The 25,700-nt window shown below is 64.0% G+C and carries 26 protein-coding genes; 12 read left to right on the plus strand and 14 right to left on the minus strand.

The window, feature by feature from the left end:
• Nucleotides 1-167 precede the first annotated feature (167 nt).
• The 6 genes from ileS (at nt 168) to CHC01_RS01575 (ending at nt 8,326) form a co-directional block, all read left to right on the plus strand.
• Complete coding sequence (gene ileS / locus CHC01_RS01550) at nt 168-3,200, plus strand: isoleucine--tRNA ligase (protein WP_089261853.1); 3,033 nt, start codon at nt 168-170, stop codon at nt 3,198-3,200.
• On the plus strand, nt 3,173-3,694 hold the full coding sequence (gene lspA / locus CHC01_RS01555; protein WP_089261855.1) for a signal peptidase II: 522 nt from the start codon (nt 3,173-3,175) through the stop codon (nt 3,692-3,694). Before ileS ends, lspA begins: the two co-directional genes overlap by 28 nt.
• 100 nt (nt 3,695-3,794) lie before the next feature.
• Nucleotides 3,795-4,508, plus strand: a complete 714-nt coding sequence (locus tag CHC01_RS01560) for a hypothetical protein (RefSeq protein WP_089263592.1) — start codon at nt 3,795-3,797, stop codon at nt 4,506-4,508.
• Between the two features lie 144 nt (nt 4,509-4,652).
• Nucleotides 4,653-6,050 (plus strand): M16 family metallopeptidase, encoded by a 1,398-nt coding sequence (locus CHC01_RS01565; protein WP_089261857.1) that lies wholly within the window; start codon nt 4,653-4,655, stop codon nt 6,048-6,050.
• A gap of 29 nt (nt 6,051-6,079) precedes the next feature.
• Nucleotides 6,080-7,414 carry a M16 family metallopeptidase gene (locus CHC01_RS01570; RefSeq protein ID WP_502695634.1) on the plus strand — a complete coding sequence of 445 codons (1,335 nt, stop codon included), beginning with the start codon at nt 6,080-6,082 and terminating at the stop codon, nt 7,412-7,414.
• Nucleotides 7,415-7,423: 9 nt separating this feature from the next.
• Nucleotides 7,424-8,326 (plus strand): ketopantoate reductase family protein, encoded by a 903-nt coding sequence (locus tag CHC01_RS01575; RefSeq protein WP_089261861.1) that lies wholly within the window; start codon nt 7,424-7,426, stop codon nt 8,324-8,326.
• Here CHC01_RS01575 and CHC01_RS01580 read toward each other — a convergent pair.
• Complete coding sequence (locus CHC01_RS01580) at nt 8,323-9,006, minus strand: ROK family protein (protein WP_089261863.1); 684 nt, start codon at nt 9,004-9,006, stop codon at nt 8,323-8,325. The genes CHC01_RS01575 and CHC01_RS01580 overlap by 4 nt on opposite strands.
• A 154-nt stretch (nt 9,007-9,160) precedes the next feature.
• On the opposite strand from CHC01_RS01580, the gene arfB reads away from it, so the two are divergent.
• The 3 genes from arfB (at nt 9,161) to mutL (ending at nt 12,011) form a co-directional block, all read left to right on the plus strand.
• Nucleotides 9,161-9,577 carry an alternative ribosome rescue aminoacyl-tRNA hydrolase ArfB gene (arfB, locus tag CHC01_RS01585; RefSeq protein ID WP_089263593.1) on the plus strand — a complete coding sequence of 139 codons (417 nt, stop codon included), beginning with the start codon at nt 9,161-9,163 and terminating at the stop codon, nt 9,575-9,577.
• A gap of 48 nt (nt 9,578-9,625) precedes the next feature.
• Complete coding sequence (locus tag CHC01_RS01590; RefSeq protein ID WP_089261865.1) at nt 9,626-10,021, plus strand: VOC family protein; 396 nt, start codon at nt 9,626-9,628, stop codon at nt 10,019-10,021.
• A gap of 169 nt (nt 10,022-10,190) precedes the next feature.
• Nucleotides 10,191-12,011, plus strand: a complete 1,821-nt coding sequence (mutL, locus tag CHC01_RS01595) for a DNA mismatch repair endonuclease MutL (RefSeq protein WP_089261867.1) — start codon at nt 10,191-10,193, stop codon at nt 12,009-12,011.
• A gap of 111 nt (nt 12,012-12,122) precedes the next feature.
• Here the strand turns inward: mutL and CHC01_RS01600 are convergent, their stop codons facing one another.
• The 3 genes from CHC01_RS01600 to CHC01_RS01610 form a co-directional block, all read right to left on the minus strand.
• On the minus strand, nt 12,123-12,512 hold the full coding sequence (locus CHC01_RS01600; RefSeq protein ID WP_089261869.1) for a VOC family protein: 390 nt from the start codon (nt 12,510-12,512) through the stop codon (nt 12,123-12,125).
• A 23-nt stretch (nt 12,513-12,535) separates the two neighbouring features.
• Nucleotides 12,536-13,090 (minus strand): 16S rRNA (guanine(966)-N(2))-methyltransferase RsmD, encoded by a 555-nt coding sequence (gene rsmD / locus CHC01_RS01605; protein ID WP_089261871.1) that lies wholly within the window; start codon nt 13,088-13,090, stop codon nt 12,536-12,538.
• A gap of 209 nt (nt 13,091-13,299) precedes the next feature.
• On the minus strand, nt 13,300-15,657 hold the full coding sequence (locus CHC01_RS01610) for a pseudouridine synthase (RefSeq protein WP_089261873.1): 2,358 nt from the start codon (nt 15,655-15,657) through the stop codon (nt 13,300-13,302).
• A 160-nt stretch (nt 15,658-15,817) separates the two neighbouring features.
• On the opposite strand from CHC01_RS01610, the gene CHC01_RS01615 reads away from it, so the two are divergent.
• Nucleotides 15,818-16,264 (plus strand): nucleoside deaminase, encoded by a 447-nt coding sequence (locus CHC01_RS01615; RefSeq protein ID WP_176454468.1) that lies wholly within the window; start codon nt 15,818-15,820, stop codon nt 16,262-16,264.
• Here the strand turns inward: CHC01_RS01615 and CHC01_RS01620 are convergent.
• The 6 genes from CHC01_RS01620 to CHC01_RS01645 form a co-directional block, all read right to left on the minus strand.
• The gene (locus CHC01_RS01620; RefSeq protein WP_089261877.1) at nt 16,235-16,489 is read right to left on the minus strand and encodes a DUF6894 family protein; all 255 of its coding nucleotides are present in this window, start codon (nt 16,487-16,489) and stop codon (nt 16,235-16,237) included. The two genes, CHC01_RS01615 and CHC01_RS01620, sit on opposite strands and share 30 nt — an antisense overlap.
• A 68-nt stretch (nt 16,490-16,557) precedes the next feature.
• On the minus strand, nt 16,558-17,841 hold the full coding sequence (purD, locus tag CHC01_RS01625; RefSeq protein WP_089261879.1) for a phosphoribosylamine--glycine ligase: 1,284 nt from the start codon (nt 17,839-17,841) through the stop codon (nt 16,558-16,560).
• Between the two features lie 103 nt (nt 17,842-17,944).
• Entirely contained in the window at nt 17,945-18,448 is a 504-nt protein-coding gene (locus CHC01_RS01630) for a DUF6622 family protein (protein ID WP_089261881.1), read from the minus strand.
• A gap of 21 nt (nt 18,449-18,469) precedes the next feature.
• Nucleotides 18,470-18,772 (minus strand): winged helix-turn-helix domain-containing protein, encoded by a 303-nt coding sequence (locus CHC01_RS01635; protein WP_089261883.1) that lies wholly within the window; start codon nt 18,770-18,772, stop codon nt 18,470-18,472.
• A 1-nt stretch (nt 18,773) separates the two neighbouring features.
• Nucleotides 18,774-19,325: a hypothetical protein gene (locus CHC01_RS01640; RefSeq protein ID WP_244558180.1), complete on the minus strand. Its 552-nt coding sequence runs from the start codon at nt 19,323-19,325 to the stop codon at nt 18,774-18,776.
• A 4-nt stretch (nt 19,326-19,329) separates the two neighbouring features.
• Complete coding sequence (locus CHC01_RS01645; protein ID WP_089261885.1) at nt 19,330-20,316, minus strand: alpha/beta hydrolase; 987 nt, start codon at nt 20,314-20,316, stop codon at nt 19,330-19,332.
• 122 nt (nt 20,317-20,438) lie between these two features.
• Between CHC01_RS01645 and xseA the strand changes: the two genes are divergently transcribed.
• The gene (xseA, locus tag CHC01_RS01650) at nt 20,439-22,037 is read left to right on the plus strand and encodes an exodeoxyribonuclease VII large subunit (RefSeq protein WP_089261887.1); all 1,599 of its coding nucleotides are present in this window, start codon (nt 20,439-20,441) and stop codon (nt 22,035-22,037) included.
• A gap of 121 nt (nt 22,038-22,158) precedes the next feature.
• Nucleotides 22,159-22,386 (plus strand): DUF2093 domain-containing protein, encoded by a 228-nt coding sequence (locus CHC01_RS01655; RefSeq protein ID WP_089261889.1) that lies wholly within the window; start codon nt 22,159-22,161, stop codon nt 22,384-22,386.
• Between the two features lie 49 nt (nt 22,387-22,435).
• Here the strand turns inward: CHC01_RS01655 and lpxK are convergent, their stop codons facing one another.
• From lpxK to CHC01_RS01675, 4 genes are read right to left on the minus strand one after another with little or no spacing between them, the layout of a single operon-like run.
• On the minus strand, nt 22,436-23,446 hold the full coding sequence (lpxK, locus tag CHC01_RS01660; protein WP_089261891.1) for a tetraacyldisaccharide 4'-kinase: 1,011 nt from the start codon (nt 23,444-23,446) through the stop codon (nt 22,436-22,438).
• The gene (locus tag CHC01_RS01665; RefSeq protein ID WP_089263595.1) at nt 23,439-24,743 is read right to left on the minus strand and encodes a 3-deoxy-D-manno-octulosonic acid transferase; all 1,305 of its coding nucleotides are present in this window, start codon (nt 24,741-24,743) and stop codon (nt 23,439-23,441) included. Before CHC01_RS01665 ends, lpxK begins: the two co-directional genes overlap by 8 nt.
• Nucleotides 24,736-25,449, minus strand: a complete 714-nt coding sequence (locus CHC01_RS01670) for a lysophospholipid acyltransferase family protein (protein ID WP_089261893.1) — start codon at nt 25,447-25,449, stop codon at nt 24,736-24,738. The genes CHC01_RS01665 and CHC01_RS01670 overlap by 8 nt, the downstream gene beginning before the upstream one ends.
• Entirely contained in the window at nt 25,446-25,691 is a 246-nt protein-coding gene (locus tag CHC01_RS01675; protein ID WP_068733639.1) for a DUF4170 domain-containing protein, read from the minus strand. The genes CHC01_RS01670 and CHC01_RS01675 overlap by 4 nt, the downstream gene beginning before the upstream one ends.
• Nucleotides 25,692-25,700 lie beyond the last annotated feature (9 nt).

The following is a 25,700-nucleotide window of genomic DNA, read 5'->3' on the forward strand; positions in this document are numbered from 1 at the left end:
CGATCGTCTCCCCGGCTGCTATTGAGTGCCGGATGTCTGCACGGCGCCCCATCATAAGCATTATCGGCCCGGCTTCCGCCTGAGCTTTGCTCGGCGCAAGACCGGGACCGTCCAGTTTCATCGCGTTTTCACGCGTTTCAGCGCCATTCGAGCAAGCCAGAGCCATTATGTCCGACAAGCCCGCCAAATCTGACGCCCACGACTATTCCAAGACCCTCTATTTGCCGCAGACCGAATTTCCAATGCGCGCCGGCCTGCCGACCAGCGAGCCGAAAATGCTGGCGCGGTGGAACGAGATCGACCTCTACGGCAAGCTCCGCGAGACCGCGAAGGGCAAGCCGAAATTCGTGCTGCATGACGGGCCGCCCTATGCCAATGGCAACATCCATATCGGGCATGCGCTCAACAAGATCCTGAAGGACGTGGTGACCAAGAGCCAGCAGATGCTGGGCTTCGACAGCAACTACGTGCCGGGCTGGGACTGTCACGGCCTGCCGATCGAGTGGAAGATCGAGGAAGAGAACTACCGCTCCAAGGGCAAGGTCAAGCCGAACTTCAAGGACGGCGCGGCGATGATCGCGTTCCGCCAGGAATGCCGCGCCTATGCCAACAAGTGGCTCGACATCCAGCGCGAGGAATTCAAGCGACTCGGCATCATCGGCGACTGGGCCGGCCGCTACGCCACCATGGACTATTTCGCCGAAGCGCAGATCGCCCGCGAGCTGATGAAGTTCGCGGCCAATGGCACGCTGTATCGCGGATCGAAGCCTGTGATGTGGAGCGTGGTCGAGAAGACCGCGCTGGCCGAAGCCGAAGTCGAATACGAGGACTACACGTCGGATGCGGTATGGGTGAAATTCCCCGTGGCCGCCGAATTCGGCCGGCTCGCCAAGGCCGCGGTGGTGATCTGGACCACCACGCCATGGACGCTGCCGGCCAATCGCGCCATCTCGTTCTCCAGCAAGATCTCTTACGGCCTCTATGAAGTCACCGAGGCGCCGGAGGATAACTGGCTGAAGACCGGCGACCTGCTGATCCTCGCCGACGCGCTGGCCGAAAGCGTGTTCAAGCAGGCGCGCGTGACGTCCTGGAAGAAGAGCAGCGAGCTGTCGTCCGATATCCTCGAGGATCTGGAATGCCGTCATCCGCTCAAGGGTCTCGCCGGCGGCTATGACTTCATCGTACCGCTGCTCGACGGCGATCACGTCACCGACGATACCGGCACCGGCTTCGTGCATACCGCGCCAAGCCACGGCCGCGACGACTTCGATATCTGGACGTCGAATGGCCGCCAGCTCACCGAGCGCGGCATCGCCACCACGATCCCCTACACGGTCGACGAGAACGGCGCGCTGACCGAACAGGCGCCGGGCTTCGCCGGCACGCGCGTAATCAACGACAAGGGCGAGAAGGGCGACGCCAACGAGGCCGTCATCAAGGCGCTGGTCGAGCGCGGCATGCTGGTGGCGCGTGCGCGCCTGAAGCATCAATATCCACATTCCTGGCGCTCGAAGAAGCCGGTGATCTATCGCAACACGCCGCAGTGGTTCATCGCGATGGACAAGGACATTTTGGAAGTGAACGCTCCCGGCAAGCCGGGAGCTATGGCGGACGACGGCAAGGCGAAGCCCGGCGACACGCTGCGTCACCGTGCCCTCGAAGCCATCAAGGTCACACAATGGGTACCGGCCACCGGCCAGAACCGCATCAACGGCATGATCAACACCAAGCCCGACTGGGTGATCTCGCGCCAGCGCGCCTGGGGCGTGCCGATCGCGGTGTTCGTGCGCGAGAAAGGCGACGGCTCTGCCGAGATCCTGCAGGACGAGGCCGTCAACAAGCGCATTGCCGACGCGTTCGAGAAGGAAGGCGCCGACGCCTGGTATGCCGAAGGCGCGCGCGAACATTTCCTCGGCTCGCTTGCCAATGAGGAGTGGAAGAAGGTCGACGACATCTGCGACGTCTGGTTCGACTCAGGCTCCACACACGCTTTCGTGCTCGAAGACCCCGTGCACTTCCCCGGCCTTGCCGGCATCAAGCGCAAGGCGCAGGGCGGCGCGGACACCGTCATGTATCTGGAAGGCTCCGACCAGCACCGCGGCTGGTTCCAATCGTCACTGCTGGAGAGCAGCGGCACCCGCGGCCGCGCACCGTTCGACGTCGTGCTGACCCACGGCTTCACGCTCGACGAGAACGGCCGCAAGATGTCGAAATCGATCGGCAACACCATCGAGCCGCAGAAGATCATCAAGGACTCCGGCGCCGACATCCTGCGCCTGTGGGTCTGCGCCACCGATTACGCCGACGACCAGCGCATCGGCGCGGAGATCATCAAGAACACCATCGAGACCTATCGCAAGCTGCGCAACAGCGTGCGCTGGATGCTCGGCAGCCTCGCGCATTTCCGCGACGAGGATCGCATCAAGGCCGACGATATGCCGGAGCTCGAGCGGCTGATGCTGCATCGTCTCGCCGAAGTCGACGGTGTTGTGCGGCAGGCCTATATCGATTTCGACTACAAGACGGTGGTAGCCACGCTCGCCGCCTTCATGAACACCGAACTGTCGGCGTTCTACTTCGACATCCGCAAGGACACGCTGTATTGCGACGCGCCGTCGTCGGTGACACGCAAGGCGTCGCTGACCGTGATCGACTACCTGTTCCGCTCGATTGTGACCTGGTTCGCACCCATTCTGAGCTTCACCGCCGAGGAAGCGTGGCTGTCGCGCTACGGCAGCAGCTCCGTGTCGGTGCATCTCGAACCGTTCCAGAAGACGCTGCCGGCATGGCGTAACGAGGCGCTCGCCGCGAAGTGGGAGACCATCCGCAATGTGCGCCGCGTTGTCACCGGCGCGCTTGAAGTCGAGCGTGCCGCCAAGAATATCGGCTCGTCGCTGGAAGCCTCGCCGCTGATCCATGTCACCGACAAGGCGATCTTCGCCATTCTGGCCGACGTCGATCTGGCCGAAATCTGCATCACCTCGAATGCGATGCTGACCAATGCCGAAGCGCCCGCAGGCGCCTTCGCGCTGAACGACGTGCCCGGCGTAGCCGTTGTGGTCGAAAAGGCTGTCGGCACCAAATGTGCGCGGTCGTGGAAGATCCTGCCGACGGTCGGTGAGGACAAGGAGTATCCCGACGTCACCCCGCGCGATGCGCAGGCGCTGCGGGAATGGAAGGCGCTGGGAGTGGCTGTTTGAAACCAGCCGTCCGCTCCGGGCTGATCGCAGCCATCGCCGTCCTGATCATCGATCAGGCGACGAAGCTGTGGCTGCTCTATGGCTTCGATCTCGGCCATCGCGGCCTGGTCAGGATCACGCCGTTCTTCGATCTCGTCCTGGCCTGGAATACCGGCATCAGCTACGGCTGGTTCTCCGATTCCGGCCCCACCGGTCAGGTCGTGCTGGTGGCCATCAAGGCGATCGCGGTGGTGGCGCTGGCCGTCTGGATGGCGAAATCCGAGACCAGACTGGCCACGATCGGGCTGGGACTGATCATCGGGGGCGCGATCGGCAATGCCATCGACCGGTTCGCCTATGGCGCCGTGGTCGATTTCGCCCTCCTGCACGTCGAAATCGCCGGCAAGACCTACAACTGGTACGTGTTTAACCTTGCCGATGTCGCCATTGTTGCCGGTGTAGCGGCCCTGCTGTATGACTCTTTCTTCACGGTACCCGCCGCAAAAGCGCCCTGATCCCAGCCGATACGCAAGGCCAAGGGCGATACCAGCGGAACCGCAGCAGGTTTTTTCGGATTCTTGCCGATCCGCCAGATATTTGAACAGGATGAACACGATGCGCGAGACCGAAACCGGTTGGGCTCTGCACACTTCATCGGGCGCCTGGATGCGCGCCCTGCGCCTCACCGCCGTTGCCCTTAGCGTTGGTCTCGTAATGTCCGCAGGCGCCGCACGCGCCCAGGATGCCGAGGAAGAAGACCAGCCGTTCGAGCAGAAGGTCATCAAGCAGATCATGACCGGTCTCGGCGGTACCAACATGGAAAACACCGGGATCGATTATCGCGAGCGGTCGCCGCTGGTGGTCCCGCCGAAGATCGACCTGCCGCCACCGGATGCCAAGGGCCCCGCGCCTGTCGCCAACTGGCCGAAGGATCCGGATGTACAGCAGCGCCGCGCAGCCGCCGCCAACGCCAAGACCGGACGTCCGGAAGAAGTGCTGGAAGCCGCGCGTCCGTTGACCCCGCGCGAAATGGCGCCGAAGCGCGCACGTGGTGCATCGTCCGCCGTGGACAATTCCTCGCCCGGCGATCCGAACAAGAACATCGTGCTGAGCCCGAAACAGCTCGGCTATGAAGGCGGCCTGTTCAAGAACATGTTCGGCAGCAACAAGGGTGAGACCGCCGAGTTCAAGGGCGAGCCGACACGCGAGTCGCTGACCCAGCCGCCGGCCGGTTACCAGACGCCTGCCTCGGGCTATGCCTATGGCACCGGGCCGAAGGAAACCATGAAGAACGATTACAACATCAACCCGATGACGGGTAAGTTCTGATCGCAGCGCTCCCTTTGCGCTGCCATTCCAAAGACGTCCTTTCACTGCGATCAGCCTGCACGCGCGGATGTGTCCCGCGCGATGGCTTGGTCATGCCTTTCTCTTTGCTTTCTTCCCCCATGCTTTGGAGCTGTTAGCCCCGCCATGACCTCTTCATTCCGACTTGCCGTACGATCCGTCGCAGTCGTCGCTTTGCTGCTGGCTCCCGCCCTCGCCATATCGGGCGCCCGCGCGCAGACGGTGACGGCGAAGCCGCCAACCACGTTCAAGCTCGATAACGGCATGCAGGTCGTCGTGATCGAGGATCACCGCACGCCCGTCGTGACGCAGATGATCTGGTACAAGGTCGGCTCGGCCGACGAGACGCCCGGCAAATCCGGCCTCGCGCATTTCCTCGAACATCTGATGTTCAAGGGCACCGCGAAACATCCGGTCGGTGAATTCTCGCAGACCGTGCAGCGCGTCGGCGGCGAGGAGAACGCTTTCACCTCGACCGACTATACCGGCTACTATCAGCGCATCAGCAAGGACCAGCTCGGCAAGATGATGGAATTCGAGGCCGATCGCATGACGGGCCTCGTGCTGAAGGACGAGAACGTGCTGCCCGAGCGCGACGTCGTGCTGGAAGAATACAACATGCGCGTCGCCAACAGCCCGGATGCAAGGCTGTCCGAGCAGATCATGGCCGCGCTCTATCTCAACCATCCCTATGGCCGCCCGATCATCGGTTGGCATCAGGAGATCGAGAAGCTGGACCGCGAGGATGCGCTCGCCTTCTACAAGCGCTTCTACGCCCCCAACAATGCGACGCTGATCATCGCGGGCGATGTCGACCCGGCGGAGATCCGCCCGATGGTAGAGCGCACCTATGGCGTGGTCCCGGCACAGCCGGCGATCCCCGAACGCCGCATGCGCCCACAGGAGCCGACGCCCGCCGCGCCGCGCACGGTCACGCTCTCCGATCCGCGTGTCGAACAGACAAGCCTGCGCCGCTACTATCTGGTGCCATCGGCCACCACTGCTGCGGCCGGCGAGAGCCAGGCGCTCGATGTGCTCGGCCAGTTGATCGGCGGCGGCGCGAACTCATATCTCTACCGCGCCCTCGTCATCGACAAACAGCTCGCGATCAATGCCGGTGCCAGCTATCAGGGTACCGCGCTCGACAGCGCACAGTTCATGATTTCAGCCTCGCCGAAGCCGGGCACCGAATTCGCCGATATCGAAAAGACCATCGACGCCGTGATCGCCGACCTCGCAACCAACCCGGTGCCGGCTGCCGACCTCGAACGCGTCAAGACGCAGCTCGTCGCCGAAGCCACCTATGCGCAGGACAGCCAGGCCTCACTGGCGCGCTGGTACGGCGCGGCACTCACCACGGGCCTCAGCGTCGAGGACATCCGTAGCTGGCCCGACCGCATCAAGGCGGTCACCGCCGAACAGGTGCGCGCAGCCGCGCAGACCTGGCTCGACAAGAAGCGCTCGGTCACCGGCTATCTGATCAAGGATACATCTGCGCCGAAGCGCGAGGAGAAGCGGTCGTGAGCATCATCTTCAACGCCGGCCGCCTCGGCATTGCCGTCGCCACCGCCTTCTCACTTGTCACCCTGACGGTGACGCCATCTTTCGCAGCCGCCAAGGTGCAGCGGCTCGTGACGCCAGGCGGCATCGAAGCCTGGTTCGTGCAGGATGCAACCGTTCCCCTGATCGCCATGGAATATGCGTTCGGCGGCGGTGCGGCGCAGGATCCGAAGGATAAATCCGGCACCGCCAACATGGTGGCCAGCCTGATGGACGAAGGCGCGGGCGATCTCGATTCCACGACCTTCCGCGATCGCATGGAACGCCGCGCCATCGAGCTCAACTTCAACGCCCAGCGCGATTACCTGCGTGGCTCGCTGCGCATGCTGAAAGAGCATCGTGACGAAGCATTCGACCTCGCCCGCCTCGCTTTGACGTCGCCACGCTTCGACGCTCCCGATGTCGAGCGCATCCGCGCGCAGATCATGTCCGGCCTGCGCCGCGAAACTTCGAACCCGAATTCGCTGGCGACGCGCAAGTTTCTGCAGGTGGCATTCGGCGACCATCCCTATAGCCGGCCGTCCAATGGCAGCCTGACCGACGTGCCGACCATCAATGTCGATGACATCAGGGCCTACAAGCAACGTATCGTCGCGAAGGACACGCTGAAGATTGCCGTGGTCGGCGACGTCGACCCCGACACGCTCGCGACATTGCTGGACAAGACCTTCGGTGGCCTGCCCGCCAAGGCGACACTGACGCCGATCCCGGAAGTCACAGCGGCCAAGCCGCCGCAGAAGGAATCCGTGACGCTGGACGTGCCGCAGACGGTCATCACCTTCGGCAGCCCGGGCGTCAAACGCGACGATCCGAACTTCATGGCTGCCTATATCGTCAATCACATCCTCGGCGGCGGCACGCTATCGTCGCGGCTGTATCACGAAGTGCGCGAGAAGCGCGGCCTGGTCTATTCCGTCAGTGGCTCGCTGCTGTGGATGCAGCATTCCGGCATCTATATCGGCAGCACCGCGACTCGCGCCGACCGCGCCACCGAGACGGTCGATACCGTGACCAGCGAAGTGAAACGCATGGCCGAGCAGGGTCCGACCCAGCGCGAGCTGGATGAGGCCAAATCCTATCTCAAGGGTTCGCAGATGCTGGCGCTCGACACCTCATCGAAACTGGCCGGCGCGCTGTTGCAATACCAGCTCGACAAGCTGCCGATCGATTACATCGAGAAGCGCAATGCCGTGGTCGATGCCGTGACGCTGGACCAAGCCAAGGCTGCAGCCAAGAAGCTGTGGGCGGATGGCCTGCTGACCGTCGTCGTCGGACGCGCGCCGCAGGCGGCCGCAGCGCCGGTGGCCCCGGCGCCGAAGGCCAACTGAGGCGCCGACATGCGGATCGCAGTGATCGGTGCCGGCGCGGTTGGCTGCTACTATGGCGCCAAGCTGCTGCGCGCCGGCCATGACGTGACATTGGTCGGACGCCAGATCCATGTCGATGCCATCAATGCAAACGGCCTTCGGTTCGAGAGCGCCGAGTTCGACGGTTTCATTCCGGCGAAGGCGGTGACGCAGATCGCCGATCTCGCGCCACCGGATCTCGTACTGTTCGCCGTGAAGTCCGGCGATACGGACAGTTCAGCGGCTGCGCTCAAACCTGTGCTCAAAGCCAATTCCATCGTGCTGAGCCTGCAGAACGGCGTCGACAATCCCGAGCGCCTGCGCGCCATCCTCAGCCAGCCGGTGATCGCCGCAGCCGTCTATGTGGCCTCGGAGATGCCGGGTGCCGGTCATGTGAAGCACAATGGCCGCGGCGAGTTGATCATCGGCGCCTCGCCCGAGAGCGAAAGGCTGGCGAAGCTGCTGTCCGACGCCGGCGTGCCGACCGCCGTCGCCGGCGATATCGACGCGGTGCAGTGGTCCAAGCTCATCAACAACTGCGCCTATAACGCGCTCTCCGCGGTGGCCGGCATCGCCTATGGCGAGATGTTCAAGGTCCAGGGCGTGCCTGACATCGTCACCAATGCCGTCGTGGAATGCATGGCGGTGGCGCGCGCTTGCGGCGTGTCGCTGCCCGCCGACCTCCTGGACAAGACCCTCGCCCTCGCCGCCAGCATGCCGCTTCAGCAATCGTCGACATCGCAGGATCTCGCGCGTGGCAAGCCATCGGAAATCGACTTCCTCAACGGCTTCATTGTCCGCAAGGGCCTGGAGCATGGGATTCCGACGCCGACGAACCATGCGCTGCAGGTCATGGTGAAGCTGGTCGAACGCAGCGGATCGCGGCGGTCCTAGCGGCGCTTCACTGGCTTCGGTGGACCCCAGAGCCGGAAGCCGCCTTTGAACGCATTCGCGTTGTCGCCGCGCCGGGTCTTGTGCGGGAGTTTGTCGAGCATCTCCACATTGCCACCGCCGAGCACCGTATAGTCGGGCTCCAGCGCAGCCGTCAGATCAGCAACGACATCAGCCACGCGCTGCCGCCACTTCTTCTTGCCCAGCTGCTTCAGGCCGGCTGCGCCGACATAATCCTCGAATGTCTTGTGACGATAGGGCAGATGACCGAGCTCCATCGGCTCGGACAGACCATCGATGATCATGGCCGCACCCAGTCCGGTGCCGAGGCCGAGAAACAGCATCCGGCCGCCATCATAGCTGCCGACCGCTTGCATCATGGCGTCGTTCACAAGCTTCGTGGGCTTGCGGAATGCCCGTTCGAAATCGAAACCCTTCCAGCCCGTGCCGAGATTGTGTGGCTCCTTGAGCGGACGATTGCCGGCCACCGGGCCGGGATAGCCGGCTGAGACGACGTCATAGCGCCAGTCTTTGGTCAGCGCCTTGACCTTGCGCACCATTTCCTTCGCGGACAGGTCCGGACCGGATTCGAATTCGCGTTTGATCCCTTCACGGCTGGTCATCACCTTCACATGGGTACCGCCGATATCGATGGTGAGAATATTGCGGGGGGTCTTGGTCATGAGACGTCCGGATTGACTGATGGTGCAACGATAAGCCTCGGCAGGGCGCCAGTTCCAGCATTGCCGCTATGTCCCGGGCATATCTTTGCGATCTGCGATCAAGCGCACGGGGCACCAAGCAAAACGCGGTATCCTGTGCTACGGAGACAGAATGCTGCTCCGGATCACCCGCTCCATCGCCATCGACGAAGACGACATCGATATCGTCTTCGTCCGCGCGTCCGGACCTGGCGGGCAGAACGTCAACAAGGTCTCCACCGCCGCGCAATTGCGCTTCGACAGCCGCAAGCTGGCGCTGCCGGAGGACACCGCGATCCGCCTACGCACCCTCGCCGGCCAGCGCATGACCAAGGACGGCGTGATCGTGATCCACGCCCAGCGCTTCCGCACCCAGGAGCGCAACAAGGCCGACGCCATCGAGCGGCTGGTCGAACTGATGCAGGAAGCCGCCTTCCGGCAGGCGCCGCGGCGGGCCACCAAGCCGACGCTCGGCTCAAAAATGCGCCGCCTCGACGGCAAGAAGCGCCGCAGCGACGTCAAGGCCGGCCGCGGCGGCCGCTTCGACGACTGAGCCGCGCCCCACACAACAAGCCAGACCACTTTTTCCAGGAATTTCCCGATGGCCAAACCCGTTCATTCGATGATCCGCGTGCTCGACGAAGCGCGGTCATTGGACTTCTACAAGCGCGCTTTTGGCCTCGAGATTGCCGAGCGCATCGCATTTCCCGACTTTGCGCTGATCTATCTGCGCCATCCCTCCTCGCCGTTCGAGCTCGAATTGACGGTGAATTTCGACCGTACCGAGCCCTATGTGCTGGGTGACGGTTACGGCCATCTCGCGGTTGTCGTGGACGACGTGGCCGCGGAACATGCCCGCTTCGAGGGCGAGAAGCTTGCGCCCGGTCCGCTGCGCGATTTCAAACATGAGGGCCGCACGCTGGCGCAGTTCTTTTTCGCCACCGACCCCGACGGCTACAAGATCGAGGTGATCCAGAAGGGCGGCCGATTCGCTTAACGCGTTTTCGACCGAAGTGGATACCGGTTCGCGTCAAGAAAACGCGTCAAAACAAAAAGCCAGAACCGGGGAAAAGCGGGCTGCGGCGGGGACATCAGGCGCCCGGGGCCATAGAATGGCGCTTCAGGTTCCCTACATATCCCCGACCCATCACCGCGCCCCGAGATCCATGCCCGTTCGCCAGCTGCCAGAAACCATCGTCAACCGCATCGCCGCCGGCGAAGTGGTGGAGCGGCCGGCCAGCGTGGTGAAGGAACTGGTGGAGAATGCCATCGATGCCGGCGCCTCCCGGGTCGAGATCTTCACCGATGGCGGCGGGCGAAGGAAGATCGCCATCACCGATGACGGCGGTGGCATGACCCATGGCGACCTCACGCTTGCCGTAGACCGCCACGCCACCTCGAAGCTCGATGACGAGGACCTGCTGCAGATCCGCACGCTTGGCTTTCGCGGCGAGGCGTTGCCCTCCATCGGCTCTGTGGCACGACTGAGCATCACCACACGCCACGCGTCGGAACCGCATGCCTGGTCGCGTACCGTCGATGGCGGCGAGAAATCGCCGATCGCACCCGCGGCGCTGTCGCAGGGCACCCGCGTCGAGGTCAGCGATCTGTTCTACGCGACGCCTGCCCGGCTGAAATTTCTCAAGACCGACCGCACCGAAGCCGAAGCGATCCGCGAAGTCGTGCGCCGCCTCGCAATGGCACGGCCGGATATCGCCTTCACCATGGCCGGCGAAGAACGCGCGCCGGTGACATGGGCGGCTGCCCTGCCCGGGCCGGCCGGACAGTTGACGCGGCTTGGCGACATTCTCGGGCCTGAGTTTCGTCTCAGTGCCATTGAAGTGCGCAGCGAGCGCGAAGGCGTGGTGGTTGAAGGTTTTGCTGCGGCGCCATCGCTGACCCGCGCCAATGCGCTTGGACAGTATCTGTTCGTCAATGGCCGTCCGGTCCGCGACAAGCTGATCATCGGTGCGGTGCGCGCAGCCTATTCCGATTATCTGCCCCGCGACCGCCATCCGATCGTCGCGCTGTTCGTCACGCTCGACCCAACGGAGGTCGATGCCAATGTGCATCCGGCCAAGACCGAAGTGCGTTTCCGCAATGCCGGGCTGGTGCGCGGGCTGATCGTGCATGCCCTGAAAGAAGGCCTCGCCCGCGAAGGACGCCGCACCGCGGCCAATAGCGACGGCGCCGTGCTGGACTCGTTCCGCCCCAACTTCGCCCCGAATTTTGCGCCGCGCCCGAATGCGAACTGGGACTGGCAGCGCTCGCCGGCCTATCCGGTCAATCCAATGCCGGGCTTCGATGGTTCGGCGGCGTTTGCCGAACGCAGCCAGGCGGCATTCGATGTCGGCACGCCCACGGCCGATGTGCGTTTTGAAGAGACGCCGCAGACCGATCTGGTCGACCGGCCGCTCGGTGCCGCGCGTGCGCAGGTGCATGAGAACTACATCATCGCGCAGACCCGCGACGGCATGATCGTGGTCGATCAGCACGCCGCGCATGAACGTATCGTCTATGAGCGGCTGAAGGCATCACTGGCCGCCAATGGCGTGCAGCGACAGATCCTGCTGATCCCCGAGATCGTCGAAATGGACGAGGCCATCGTGGAGAAACTGTTCGATCGCGCCGAGGAACTCGCAAGCTATGGCCTCGCCATCGACAGTTTCGGCCCCGGCGCCATTGCCGTGCGCGAGACACCGTCGCTGCTCGGCAAGACCAATGCCGCGTCGCTGCTGCGCGATCTCGCCGAACATATGGCCGAATGGGACGAGGCGCTGCCGCTGGAGCGCCGGCTGCTGCATGTGGCCGCGACCATGGCCTGCCACGGCTCGGTGCGCTCAGGCCGCCGCCTGCGGCCCGAGGAAATGAACGCCCTGCTGCGCGAAATGGAAGACACGCCAAATTCCGGCCAGTGCAATCACGGCCGGCCGACTTATGTCGAGCTGAAGCTCAGCGATATCGAGAAGCTGTTCGGGCGACGATAGACCCCTCAGCCGTCATTGCGAGCGCAGCGAAGCAATCCAGAGCCGCAAGCGAAGACTGGATTGCCGCGTCGCTTCGCTCCTCGCAATGACGTGGACGGGCTGGTGCTCGACTCACGTATATTTCGGATCGCGCTCGAGCAGCTCGATCGACACGCCCTGCGGCGCGCGGATGAAGCAGATGCGCAGGCCGGGCTTCAGCGTATGGGGCTCCTTGGTGAACTCGACGCCCTTGGCCTTCAGCGAAGCGGCCACGGCATCGATGTCCTTCACCTTCAGGCCGAAATGATCGAGGCCCTGATAGGGCGTGACCGGCGGCGGGTTGACGCCCATCTCCGGCGTCACGGGGGCGAGGAAGATCATGCCGCCGCCAAGCCTGATATCGATGCGGCCAGGGGCACGCAGGATCTCGGCGCCGAGCATATCGGCAAACCACTGCGCGGTCGCTTCGGTGTCCGGCGTGCGGATATGGACATGATCCCAAGTGTATTCGATCGCAGACATCGGCGGCTCCTTTTGAAGTCTTTTTACAAAAATCGCAGAAACGTAAACTCGGTATCGTCATAGGCGCGGCGCTCGAGTTCTTCAAACCCGTCGGGCGCTGCGAAAGCAGCATCCTTCGCCTCTTCCACCACCAGCAGAGCGCCCGGCGTCAGCCAGCCACCATCGCGCAGCGAGGCCAGCGCCTTTTCGGCAAGCTTCATGCGATAGGGCGGATCGAGGAACACCAGCGAGAACGGTTCGACCGGATGGGCGGGGCCGAGATCGGCGGCGTCGCGGCGATACACTTTGGTGACGCCGCCGAGACCGAGCGCCTCGACATTGTTGCGGAGCAGCGCGCGCGCCTCGGACCCGTTATCGACGAACAGCGTGAACTTTGCGCCGCGCGATACGGCCTCGATGCCCAGCGCGCCGGTGCCGGCAAACAGATCGAGCACGCGCGCGTCCTGGATCGGACTCTCGTAGGCGTGGATCAGGATGTTGAACAACGACTCGCGCAATCGATCCGCCGTGGGACGGATCGCCTGCGTCGTGGGCGACGCGATGTTGCGGCCTTTCAGCCGGCCACCGACGACACGCATCAGATGCCTCGTTTGAAAAGTGGCAAAGCCACCGCAGGTGTAGCGTGGTCCCCTCCCCCCTTGCGGGGGAGGGTGGCGCGAAGCGCCGGGAGGGGGGTGAGCCACAAACGCCGGAGCTCCGGGTTACCCCCCTCCCCGACCCTCCCCCGCAAGGGGGGAGGGAGCACAACTGCCGTCGCGATGCACATCGTACTTCTCTTTGACTTCTCTTACGCGTCCCGCGGCTTCAGATCGCGCTTGCCGTGATAGCCGCGCTTCGGCTTCTTCGGCGGGCCACCGAAGGTGGCCGCGTCCTCGTTGCGGGCACGCGACTCTTCCGAGCCAGCGCGCTGCACCAGAATGCGACGGCCCTTGCGGTCTTCCACCGTCGAGCGCTTCAGCACCGGCTTCTTGACGATCACCGGGTCGAGCGACACATCGCCTTTGCTCGGCAGTTGCCGACCGAAATCGGCGCCCGAGGCATCCGCTATCTTCTCACCGAGCTGCTCGCGCAGCACGCGGGTCTTCACCTCGTCAACCTCGCCTTCCTCGATCTCGCCGAGCTGGAACGGACCGTAGGAGATGCGGATCAGCCGGTTCACCTCGAGGCCCAGATGCGCCAGCACGTTACGTACTTCGCGATTTTTGCCTTCGCGGATCGCGAACACGATCCAGACATTGGCGCTCTTATCGCGCTCCAGCGTCGCATCGATCGAGCCATATTTGACGCCATCGACCTCGACGCCGTTCTTGAGCTCGTTGAGCTGTGCCTGCGTAACTTCGCCATGGGCACGCACGCGATAACGGCGCAGCCAGCCGGTTTCCGGCAGTTCCAGCGTCCGCGCAAGGCCGCCGTCATTGGTCAGCAGCAACAGGCCCTCGGTATTGAAATCGAGCCGGCCGATCGAAATCAGACGCGGCAGGCCTTCGGGCAGATGATCGAACACCGTCGGCCGTCCCTCGGGATCGGCATGGGTCGTCATCAGGCCGCGCGGCTTGTGATACAGGAACAGGCGCGTGCGCTCCGGCGCCGGCAACGGCTTGCCGTCGACGGTGATGACGTCGTTGGTCGAGACATCGAGCGCCGGCGAGTTGATGACGCGGCCGTTGACGGCGACGCGGCCCTGCGTGACCCATTCCTCGGCATCGCGGCGCGAGCACAGGCCCGCGCGCGACACGACCTTGGCGATACGCTCGCCGGCCTTCTTGGCCGCGGGAACGCGCGCCGGGCGGCGCGCTTCCGGATCGCGCTCGCGATATTCACCGCGACCGCCGAATGCAGGACGCTTGGCGAAAATCTTGCTCTCGTCCTCGTTCTCACGACGCGGACGATCATCATCGTCACGACGCTCGCTCCGGCCATGCTCCTGCCAGTCGGTGCGGCCACGCGGCTCGCGCGGGCGATCGAAGCTCGGGCGATCTTCACGCGGACGCGAGAAACGCGGACGCTCACTGTCGCTACGCTCCGGCCGGTCGTCGCGCGAACGCTCGAATTTTGGCCTGTCGAATTTCGGCCGATCGAAATTGCGCGCGCCATCCCGCGGCGGACGCGCGCTGCGGCTGCCGCGATCATCCGACCCGCCTTCGCGCTTCTGCCAAGGCTTCTGCTCGCTGCGATCAGGGCCGCGCTCGAAATCACGCCCGCCACGATCACCGCGATCGGGACGATCGTTGCGATCGGGACGATCGTTGCGATCGCCAAAGCTCTTGCGCGGGCCGCCGCGATCCGGCGCACCGCGGGAGAATTTCTTGTCGCCGCCAAACTTCTTCTCGGCGCTGAACGGCCGGTCGCCGCGCGGACGATCTCCGTCACGCGAAGGACGCGGGCTGAACGGACGATCGCCATCACGCGACGGGCGCGGGCTGTAGGGGCGGTCGCCCTGCGGGCGCTCGTTGCGATCACGCTGTGGCCGATCGTTGCGATCGCCTTGCGGCCGATCGAAGCGCGGACGCGGACGGTCACCATCGCCACCGCGGAAACCTTCGCCACGCGGCGTATAGGGGCGCTTCTCGCCACCACCATCACGCGATGCATATGGCTTCTTGTCACCGAACTTCTTGTCGGAGAAACGTCCGGCCGGACGCGCATCGCCGCGGTCGCCACGCGGGGCGCGGTCATCCCTGTTGAAATTCGGACGGTCGCCGCGCGGTGCCTCTCCGCGCGGGCTGTAGGGACGTTTGTCGCCGCCACCGGCGCGCGGTGCATAGGGCCGCTTCTCGCGGTCACCGAAATCCTTGCGCGGACCGCGATCGGGGCGATCACCACCGCCGCTGCGCGCGGGACGGTCGTCGCGGTTGAAGCGAGCCGGACGCGCATCGTCACGATCGCGGCGCGGCGCGCGGTCGTCATCGCGTTTGCCGGCGTAGGGCTTGGCGCCAAAAGATTTGCCGCCAGAAGGCTTGCCACCGAAAGATCGCTTCTCGCCGCCACCAGCACCGGGCGGCTTCGGGGCATATGTGCCGTCGCGCTTGGCGAATTTCTTGTCGGGTCCACGTGCGGCGCCGGAGCGGCCCTTGCCGGCTCCGCCTTTGCCACCGGGTGGCCGGCCGCTCGAGGGGCCGTTGTTTTTGTCGTTGTCGCGGGGCATGAAGGGTCTCACTGCAGCGGAAGCTGAATTGGGTTGAGCGGTGCGGAAACGGTTCGCGGGCCGAAAATGCGCGCTCATTGGGGCGCATTCTCACGCAAAACCAGTATCCACTTTTGCTGAATGCAACTCCGTAGCAGAGTTTTGCGCAGGAAACGAGCCGTTGACCGCACCTTCTTTCATGGATCTGGCGCTGAAAGCGGCCGAAAGCGCCGGAAATGCCGGTGAAGTCCCCATCGGCTGCGTCATCGTCGGGAATAACGAGGTGATCGCCACAGCCGGCAACCGCACCCTCCGGGACCGCGACCCGACCGCCCATGCCGAAGTCCTGGCGATCCGGGAGGCCGCCGCCAAGCTCGGCAGCGAGCGGCTGGTCGACTGCGACCTGTATGTGACCCTGGAGCCCTGCACCATGTGCGCGGGCGCAATCTCCTTCGCCCGGATCCGGCGGCTGTATTACGGCGCGGCTGATCCCAAGGGCGGCGGGGTCGATTCCGGCGTGCGCTTCTTCGCTTCGCCGACCTGCCACCACGCGCCGGAAGTCTATCCGTCCGTGGGCGAAACCCAGTCCGCCGCGCTGTTACGAGAGTTTTTTAGAGCGCGGCGCTGAGGCTTTGCTGACAGCCAAGTCAACGGGAACGCGGGTCACTTCGTGCCCGTCTTCGTGGATGACGCAGATGTGGCGCTCATGGTCCTGATGCATCGCCGGCCGGGCGCTGACTTCGTCGGCGATCACATAAGCCTGTGCAATCGCTTCGGCGTCACTGCGCAGCTCCCGACCAGCATGGTCGCGCTGTGTCGTGCCGTTCTTGAGGTCGAAATAATAGTGCGCCATGGGTACCTCACAGCCCCATCAACGCGCCATACAACCTTCGGTTCCCCAAGAGGAACCCCTGAATACCGTTATTTGCCCTTGCGCTCCCGCGCCACCGCCTGCCAGCCGATATCGCGGCGACAGAAACCTTCCGGCCAGTTGATCAGGCCGATGGCCTCATAGGCGCGGCGCTGGGCCTCAGCAACGGTCTTGGCGGAGGCCGTCACGTTGAGGACGCGGCCGCCATTGGCGAGAATCCAGTCGCCGGATGCCTTGGTCCCGGCATGGAAAATCTCGACACCCTCGATCTTCTCGGCCCGGTCCAAGCCGGCGATGCGCGTGCCCTTGTCGTAGTCGCCGGGATAGCCCTTCGTGGCCATCACCACCGTCAGCGCCGGATCCGGGAACCAGCGCAGATCGAAATTCTTGAGCTGCCCGTCACAGCAGGCAATCAGCGCCGGCAGTAGATCCGACATCATACGGACCATCAGCACCTGACACTCCGGATCGCCGAACCGGGCATTGTATTCGACGAGTTTCGGCCCCTGCTCGGTCACCATGACGCCGGCATAGATCACGCCCTTATAGGGCGTCCCCATGGCGCTGAGCGCGCGCAGGGTCGGCATGATCATCTCGTTCATCACCTGCGCGCAGAGCGCCTCGGTCATAACAGGCGCCGGCGAATAGGCGCCCATGCCACCGGTGTTCGGGCCCTTGTCGCCGTCGAAGGCGCGCTTGTGGTCCTGCGCAGTTGCCAGCGCCAACGCGTGCTCGCCATCGCACAGCGCGAAGAACGAGGCTTCCTCGCCCTGCATGAACTCCTCGATCACGACTTCCGCACCGGCCTCGCCGAAGCCGCCATCGAACATCATGTCGACCGCGTCCAGCGCCTCGGCTTCAGACATCGCCACCACAACGCCCTTGCCAGCGGCGAGGCCATCGGCCTTGACCACGATCGGTGCGCCCTGGGTCCGGATATAGGCCTTGGCAGACTCTGCATCATGGAAATGGCCGTAGGCCGCAGTCGGGATGTTGTTGGCCCGGCACAGTTCCTTGGTGAAGCTCTTCGAGCTTTCCAGTTGGCCGGCGGCTTTACTGGGTCCGAATGCCTTGATGCCGACGGCAGCAAGATCGTCGACGATGCCCGCCGCTATCGGGGCATCCGGGCCGACCACGACGAAATCGACCTTGTTCACCTTGCAGAAATCAATCACGGCCGCATGGTCGGTGATATCCACCGCCACGCATTCGGCCTCCCGGGCGATGCCGGCATTACCTGGCGCGCACCAGAGTTTGGTTAGCAACGGAGACGCGGCGAGTTTCCACGCCAGCGCGTGTTCGCGACCACCGGAACCGAGGAGGAGAATGTTCATAACGAGCCAGACCAATTGCAATCAAACACGCCCATCGTTTAGCACGGCGCGTCGGCACAGCAATCAGTGGTCTGAGTAATCAACCGGCCAGGCGGCCAACCCGTCAAGCGACGGCGACATGTGTTTCCGCGCGATAGCGGCGGATCAAGCCCACCGTCCAGCCAAGGAAATAGCCGGCGCACGCCCCGGACACCAATTGGCCGATCAGCGGGACGGCAGCACCCGAACCCAGCTTCATCGCGGTTGCGACCGCCACGGCATATTGCAGGAGGAAGACCGACAGGTTGCGGATCAGGGGCAGCCAACTCCCAGGGCGCAGAATGGTGCCGTCCTGCCGATCGACCGTCGTCTCGCCGGGACCGATCCACAGAGCGACGGCCGCCATCACGATTGCCGCTGCCAGCCATGCCCCGATCAGATGCAATTGGCCGCCGGCAAAGATCAGCCGCGACAACCCCATCAGGAGAAACACCATCGGAACGATCAGCAAACGGCGCAGCGGCGTCTTTCGCGGCCGGAGCGACAGGCTTCCGAGCCAGATCAGCAGTGCGAGCAACGCGAACACCCAGATCGGCGTGTTGGTCAGAATGCGCCACGCGATGTCCATGACAATCTCCCAGGCTTTGCTCTACTTGCCTTCCGCAGTTGCGATGATCTCACGCAAGGTGGCGACGTGCCGCGCGAAGGCGCCACGCCCGGTCGCGGTGGCCGTCACCGTCGTCTGCGGCTTCTTGCCGACAAAGGCCTTTTCGACGCTGACATAACCGGCTTTCGCCAGTGTCTCGATATGAGCGCCGAGATTGCCATCGGTGGCGCCGGTCAGTTTCTTCAATCGCGGGAAATCCAGCCCCTGTGCCGGATGCAGAGCGTTCAGCGCTGCCATGATCTTGAGCCGCAGAGGCTGATGGATGATGTCGTCGAGTTCGGCCATGTCAGCTGCGCCGCATCCAGAGGCCACCGAGCAACAGGCCGCCGCCATTGACGACAGCCATCCAGAGCGTGAACCACGGTCCGGCCAGGAAGTAACCGAGCAGCGTCAGCGCGATCACGCTCATGCCGATCACGACAAAGACGCGGCCGAACCAGAACCCTGTCATCACGTAAGGCAACATGAAGTAAGTCGTCCAGAACGCGCCTATCTGCCGCGGCGCCATGTTCCCGAAAACGATGCTCCACAGACAGCCAAAAGCCACGAACGCGATAAACGCTGCCGTTGCGCGGGCATCGAAGGTGCTGACGCCTTCGCGCTTCTTGTTGAGGGCCCCGATGATGATCGCGCAGATGACACCCGCGACAATGACGACCGCCCAGATGACGGGGGCCGCAGCAGGCGCGAAGAACGAGAGCAGATAACCGATAAAAGTCGCAACGCCCCATAGAATGAGCATCGTGCTGGCGTGCCGATAGAACACCGACTGCCGGACCAGCCGACTGAGGCTCTCGATCTCCATCAACACAGCACTGGCTTCCTGGCTGTTGATCACGATGTCACCTCGTTGCGATATCGTCGGCGACGACGGCGACGAAACTTGCCGTGCTGACGACGTCCATGTGATTTGCGTCGTCGAGGACGCGCACGTCGATATTGGCTTTCGACTGCATCGCCTCGCGATATTTGTCGGCGAACATCAGCTCGTCATTGCGCCCGGCGATGACCGATATGGGCCCATTCGCCGGATCGAGATCCAGGCGGTAGTCGCGATGCGTGCCGAAATTCTGCAGCAGCCGAAATGAATATTCGGACGTCAGAATGCGTGTCGACCCTGGTTGCACGGCAAAGGCAACCACCGGGAGCTGCGAACAGCATGTCACGCCGAACGATTGCAGTAGGCTGAGCGCGATGATGCGCGGCACATTCGGACTGGCCCATCCACCTGCGTTCTCGCGTGTGGATGGCGACTTCAGGCCGAGATAGGGTGACAGCAGAACGGTGCGTGCGAAAAGCCCCTGATTGACGGACCCCGCCACGCGCAGCGCAAACCCGCCGCCCGACGAATGCCCTGCGAGCGTCAGTGGCGACGCCAGCCCCTGCCCGCGCAAGTGGCCGACGAGATCTGCGAGATCATCGTCGAGCTGCCCGAGATAAGCGATATCGCCGCGGGTCCCCGACGCGCCATGGCCGCGCATGTCGGGAGCGATGCTTTCGACGCCCCGCGCGGCAAGCGCTTTCGCTAGGGCGTGCACCGCTATGCAGGATCCCGACGAGCCATGAATGAGGAGTGCGGCACGGTTCACGGACGGTCCGGATGGCGTGTAGCGCCGGTAGGCCAGATTCGAGCCGTCTCTCGCCTGGAAATACTGCAGTGGCGGCACGTCCCCGCGATACGCACTGCGCGCCGTGTCCGCAATGGAGGCCAGTGCCTTGGGCCTGGAGACCGGCACCGCAATCATGCCGGCCAGCACCAGGGCGACCAGGCCCGCTGCAGCAAGGAGCCAAATGATGCCACGAACCGCGAAGATCAATATCGACGCCATAATACCCGCCATTCTCTGAATACAGATAACTCTGTATAACAGAGTTATCTGTAAATCAATATCTGATTGGCGTTTTGCAACCGACATCCCTACTTTGCGACGATCCTGAAAGCCGAGATTCGATGTCCAAAGCCGCCGCCCCGCTCACCAATTCCCCCGAATTCACCGTCTCCGAGCTGTCCTCAGCCCTGAAACGGACGGTGGAAGACACTTACGGGAACGTGCGGGTGCGCGGCGAAATCTCAGGCTTTCGCGGGCCGCATTCCTCCGGCCACTGCTATTTCTCGCTCAAGGACGAGAGCGCCAAGATCGAGGCGGTGATCTGGAAGGGCGTCCATGGCCGGATGCGGTTCAAGCCGCAGGAAGGCCTTGAGGTCATCGCCACCGGCAAGCTGACCACCTATCCAGGCTCGTCGAAATACCAGATCGTCATCGAGGCCATCGAGCCCGCCGGCGTCGGCGCGCTGATGGCGCTGATGGAAGAACGCAAGCGCAAGCTTGGCGCCGAGGGCCTGTTCGACGAAGCGCGCAAGCAGCTGCTGCCATGGCTGCCGGAGGTGATCGGCGTGGTGACGTCGCCGACCGGCGCTGTCATCCGCGACATCCTGCACCGGCTGGAAGACCGCTTCCCGCGCCGCGTGCTGGTCTGGCCCGTCAAGGTTCAGGGCGAAGGTTCGGCCGAGCAGGTCGCGGCCGCGATCCATGGCTTCAATGCGCTGCCGGAAGGCGGCGCCATTCCACGGCCGGATCTGTTGATCGTCGCGCGCGGCGGCGGCTCGCTGGAAGACCTGTGGTCGTTCAACGAAGAAATCGTGGTGCGTGCCGCCGCCGAGAGCATGATCCCGCTGATCTCTGCCGTGGGCCACGAGACCGATATCACGCTGATCGATTTCGCCGCCGACAAGCGCGCGCCGACGCCGACAGCCGCTGCCGAAATGGCTGTGCCCGTGCGCGCCGAACTGATGGTGGAGATATCCGGCTTCGAGCGCCGCATGATGCTGTGCTGGCAGCGCGGGCAGGAATCCCGCCGCAACGAACTACGCGCCGCGGCGCGTGCCCTGCCGGATCTCAGCGAATTGCTCGCCATTCCGCGCCAGCGTCTCGATGGCGCAGCCGCATCGCTCCCGCGTGCGTTGAAGGCCAATACACACGCGCATCATCGCCGCTTCGCGCAGGCCAGCGCCGGGCTGACGCTGCGCGTGCTGCGCGCACAGATCGCCCACGCCACGCAGCGACTGACGGTATCGGGTGAACGCCTGAGCCTCTCCGCGCGTGCCCTGCTGCGGCAGCGCCGCGATCGTTTCACTGGCCTTGAAGCACGATTGAAGGCCTCCAAGCTCGCCAATGCGCAGGCGCAGCGCAATGCCATCACGCGCGATCGGGAGCGCGCTCTGCGCCTTGCCGAACGCGCGCGCCGTGCATTGACGACACTGATGCAGCGCCAGCAGGCGCGCGTGCAGGCATCGAGCCAGTTGCTCGGTGCCCTCTCCTATCGCAGCGTGCTGGCCCGCGGCTTTGCGCTGGTGCGCGACGAGCAAGGCGCGGCGCTGCATGCCGCCGCCAATATCGGAGCCGGCGCCCGCCTGAGCATCGAATTCGCCGACGGACGTGTGGGTGTGACGGCCGATGGCGACCGCCCGGCCGCTCTGCGTGAAGCAAAGCCTGCGTCGCCGGCCGCGCCGAAAAAGGCGACGAAAATCGATCAGGGCAGCCTGTTCTAGAGGTTACGCGGGCCGCCTTTATTGGGCGACGCCGCGGCCCTATTTATGCTACGAGATGACGACATTCAGGGCCGGTGACCAATCCGGCAAGATGACTTAGTGACGATCCAGGAGACCAGCCGTGCTGAACAAATTTGGCCCCTCGGGCCACGGCGAAGCCCAGTTGCAATATCTCGACGGCGATTTCCGCGTGGTGTCACCCGGCACCTATGTGACTTGCGCCATCACAGGCGAGCGCATTCCGCTGGACGAGTTGAAATACTGGAGCGTCGATCGTCAGGAAGCCTATGCGGTGCCGAATGCCGTGCTGGCGCGGCATTATCCGGACGCGGTGAAGGGTCAGAAGTAAAGCTCGTATCGGTCATTCCGTAGGGTGAGTACGCTTCGCTTTGCCCACCTTACGTTCTGAGCGTCTTCACTCTTGCCTGATTGAGCCGTTCGATCACGAAAGCCTGCAGCGCCGCCTTGTCTTCAAAGGCCAGCGTGACGGCGAATGGCACGATCTCCGCTACGGCCGGCATGCTGCTGAGTTTGACGACATCCTTTTCCGTCGTCACCAGCGTCAAGCCATCGCGCTTCGCTTGCAGGGCCAGCGCATCGATCTCACCGGGCGCATACGGGTGGTGATCGGCGAAGGCCTTCTCCACAGCCACGTCCACATCTGCATGACGCAATGTCCGGAAGAAGCGTTGGGGATCGCCGATTCCCGCAAAGGCCAGCACGCGCTTGCCGCGCAGAGCCACTACTGACGTCTCGTCCGGCACGAGGCGCGCCGTCAACACCGGACCGCCCCGGCCCGCGACCAGCGCCGCCACGCCCGTCGCCGCAACACCATCGCCAATCACGATGAGCGCATCGGTGCGTGCGATCTGCAGATCGAGCGGCGCGCGCAAAGGTCCCGCGGGCAGCACACGGCCGTTGCCGAGACCGCGATTGCTGTCGATCACAATGAACGACGCGTCCTTGGCGATCGCAGGATTCTGGAAGCCGTCATCCATCACGATCACGCTGGCGCCGGTCGAGCGCGCCAGTGCGGCGCCCGCGACGCGATCCCCGGAGATCACCACCGCCACCTGCCGTGCCATCATCAGCGGTTCGTCGCCAACATCTGCCGCCACGTGCCTGGACGGATCGACTTTCACCGGGCCGCGCAACTTGCCGCCATAGCCGCGGCTGAGCACCACCGGCGTCTCGCCGAGATCGCGCAGCACGTGTACCAATGCCAATGTCGTCGGTGTCTTGCCGGCACCGCCGACGTGATAATTGCCGACGCAGAGAACGGGAATGCCGACATCGACGCCCTTGCGCGCCATGCGGCTGCCTGCGACTTCGCCATAGATGGCGCCAAGCGGCATCAGCAGACGCGACAACCATGTCGATGGCGGCCGCCAGAACGCCGGCTCACGCATCCTGCGCTCCCGCTTCGAGCCGGAGCTGCATCAGATAAGGCTCCAGCGCATGCAGCGTGCGATCGAGCGCACCGCCAAGCCGTTCAACCACGCGACGCCCAGACTCGATCGCAGCATCGCGCGCTGCCTCGTTGCCGAGCATCTGGCCGAGCTGTTTCACCAATTGCTCGGAGGAGTCGGCGAGCTTTGCACCGCCGGCGCCATCCAGCGCCTCATAGACGTCGGTGAAATTGAAGACGTGCGGGCCATGCACCACGGACGCACCGAGCTTCACGGCTTCAATCGGATTCTGCCCACCATGCGGCACCAGCGAGCCGCCGATGAACACCACCGGTGACAGGCGATAGAACAGGCCGAGCTCGCCCATGGTGTCGGCGACATAGATATCAGTGCCTGCATGCGGCAACTCCTCGCGCGAGCGCAAGGCAACCTGCGCACCTGCCACCGTGATCATCTGCGCGATATCCGCTCCGCGATGGGCGTGGCGCGGCACGATGACCGTCAGCAATTTCGGGAAGAAACTGGTCAGCGTCTTGTGGGTCTCGAGGATGATCTCCTCTTCGCCGGGATGCGTCGACGATGCGACGATGATGGGGCGACCGCGCGTTACCGCCATGAGCTTGTCCAGCTTCACGGCGTCGCCCGGCGGCGCCTGCACGTCGAGCTTCAGATTGCCCGTGACGACGACGCTGCGCGACCCCAATGCGCTGAAGCGCTCGGCGTCGGTTTCGGACTGCGCCAGGCAAATCTCGAAGCGGCCGAGCAAGGCGCTGATGGTCGCCGAAAATTTCTGCCAGCGCGGAAATGAGCGCTGCGACATGCGCGCATTGATGAGGACCATCGGCAGCCGACGCTTGGCCGCGGAAATGATGAGGTTCGGCCAGAGATCGCTCTCGATGAATAGTGCCAGGCTCGGCTTCCAGTGATCGAGGAAGCGCGCCACGAAGCGCGGTGAGTCATAGGGAATGTATTGATGGATGATATCGGTCGGGAATCGCTTGGCGATGATCTCGGCCGAGGTGACCGTGCCCGACGTCAGCAGGATGCGCATGCCCAGCGCGCGCAGCCGCTCGATCAGCGCTGCCGCCGCCAGCACTTCGCCGACGCTGGCGCCGTGAATCCAGACCAGCGGCCCGGCGGGGCGCTCGATCTGCGAGATGCCGCGACGCTCGTCTAGGCGCGTGGGATCTTCCTTGTTCTTCTTCAGCCGTTGCCTGATCAGGACCGGCGCAAGCGGCGTCAGCGCCGCCGACAATCTGCGATAGGCGCGCAGCGTGATCGGCAGCGCGTTAGGCACGACGCGCACCTTCCGGCCGACCTACCGCGTCATAGGCACGCTGCGTGGCCTCGTTCAGCGTGGCTTCGAGCTGCAGGCGCAGCGCCTCCATCGTGGCAGCGTCGGCATCGGCAGGAACGCTCAGCGGTTCACCGCCGACCAGCACGCCGCGACCGAAAGGCAGATTGATCGTGGTGCGGTCCCAATTGTTGAGCTGGACGTAGCGGCTGGTGGCCATGGCAAACGGCATGATCGGCCGGCCGCTTTCGCGCGCCAGCATGATGATGCCCATGCCGGCGACACGCGAGCGCTTCGGCACGTCGGCGGTCAGCGCCATATTGATACCGCGCTCCAGCACCCGCACCATTTCCTTGAACGCACCGACACCGCCCTTGCGGTGGAACGCGCCGCCGTGATCGCCGGAGCCGCGGACGGTGGCGATGCCAAGGCGCTCGGCAGCCAGCGCATTGAACTCCCCGTCGCGATGCTTCGAGATCAGCACCGCGCCGCGATAGTCCTTCTGCCGGATGAACGGCGTCATGAAATGCTGGCCATGCCAGAACGCCAGAATGACCGGCATCTGCGGCTCGACAATGTCATAGACATCGACGGGATCGAAGGTGAAGGTGTTGGTCTTCCAGACCAGACGCAAAAATTCGGCCGCGAGAAACCCCGCGGCGCGCTGAACCCAGCTGCTGCGCAGCGTGTTTCGGAGCAGTCGTTTCAAGCGGTCGGCTTCGCGTCTTGACCCGGATCGAGCAGCCGATGGAGATGGACGATGAAGTAGCGCATGTGGGCGTTGTCGACGGTCTGCTGCGCCTTGGCCTTCCAGGCGACAAATGCCGTCGCGTAATTCGGATAGACGCCGACGACTTCAACCTGGCTGAGATCCTTGAACGTCGTCTCTTTCAGGTTGGTCAGTTCGCCCCCGATGACCAGATGAAGCAGTTGCTGTGGTGTGTCAGACATGAATCCTGT

Origin of the sequence: Tardiphaga sp. OK246, from assembly GCF_900188215.1 — a bacterium.
GTDB lineage: Bacteria > Pseudomonadota > Alphaproteobacteria > Rhizobiales > Xanthobacteraceae > Tardiphaga > Tardiphaga robiniae.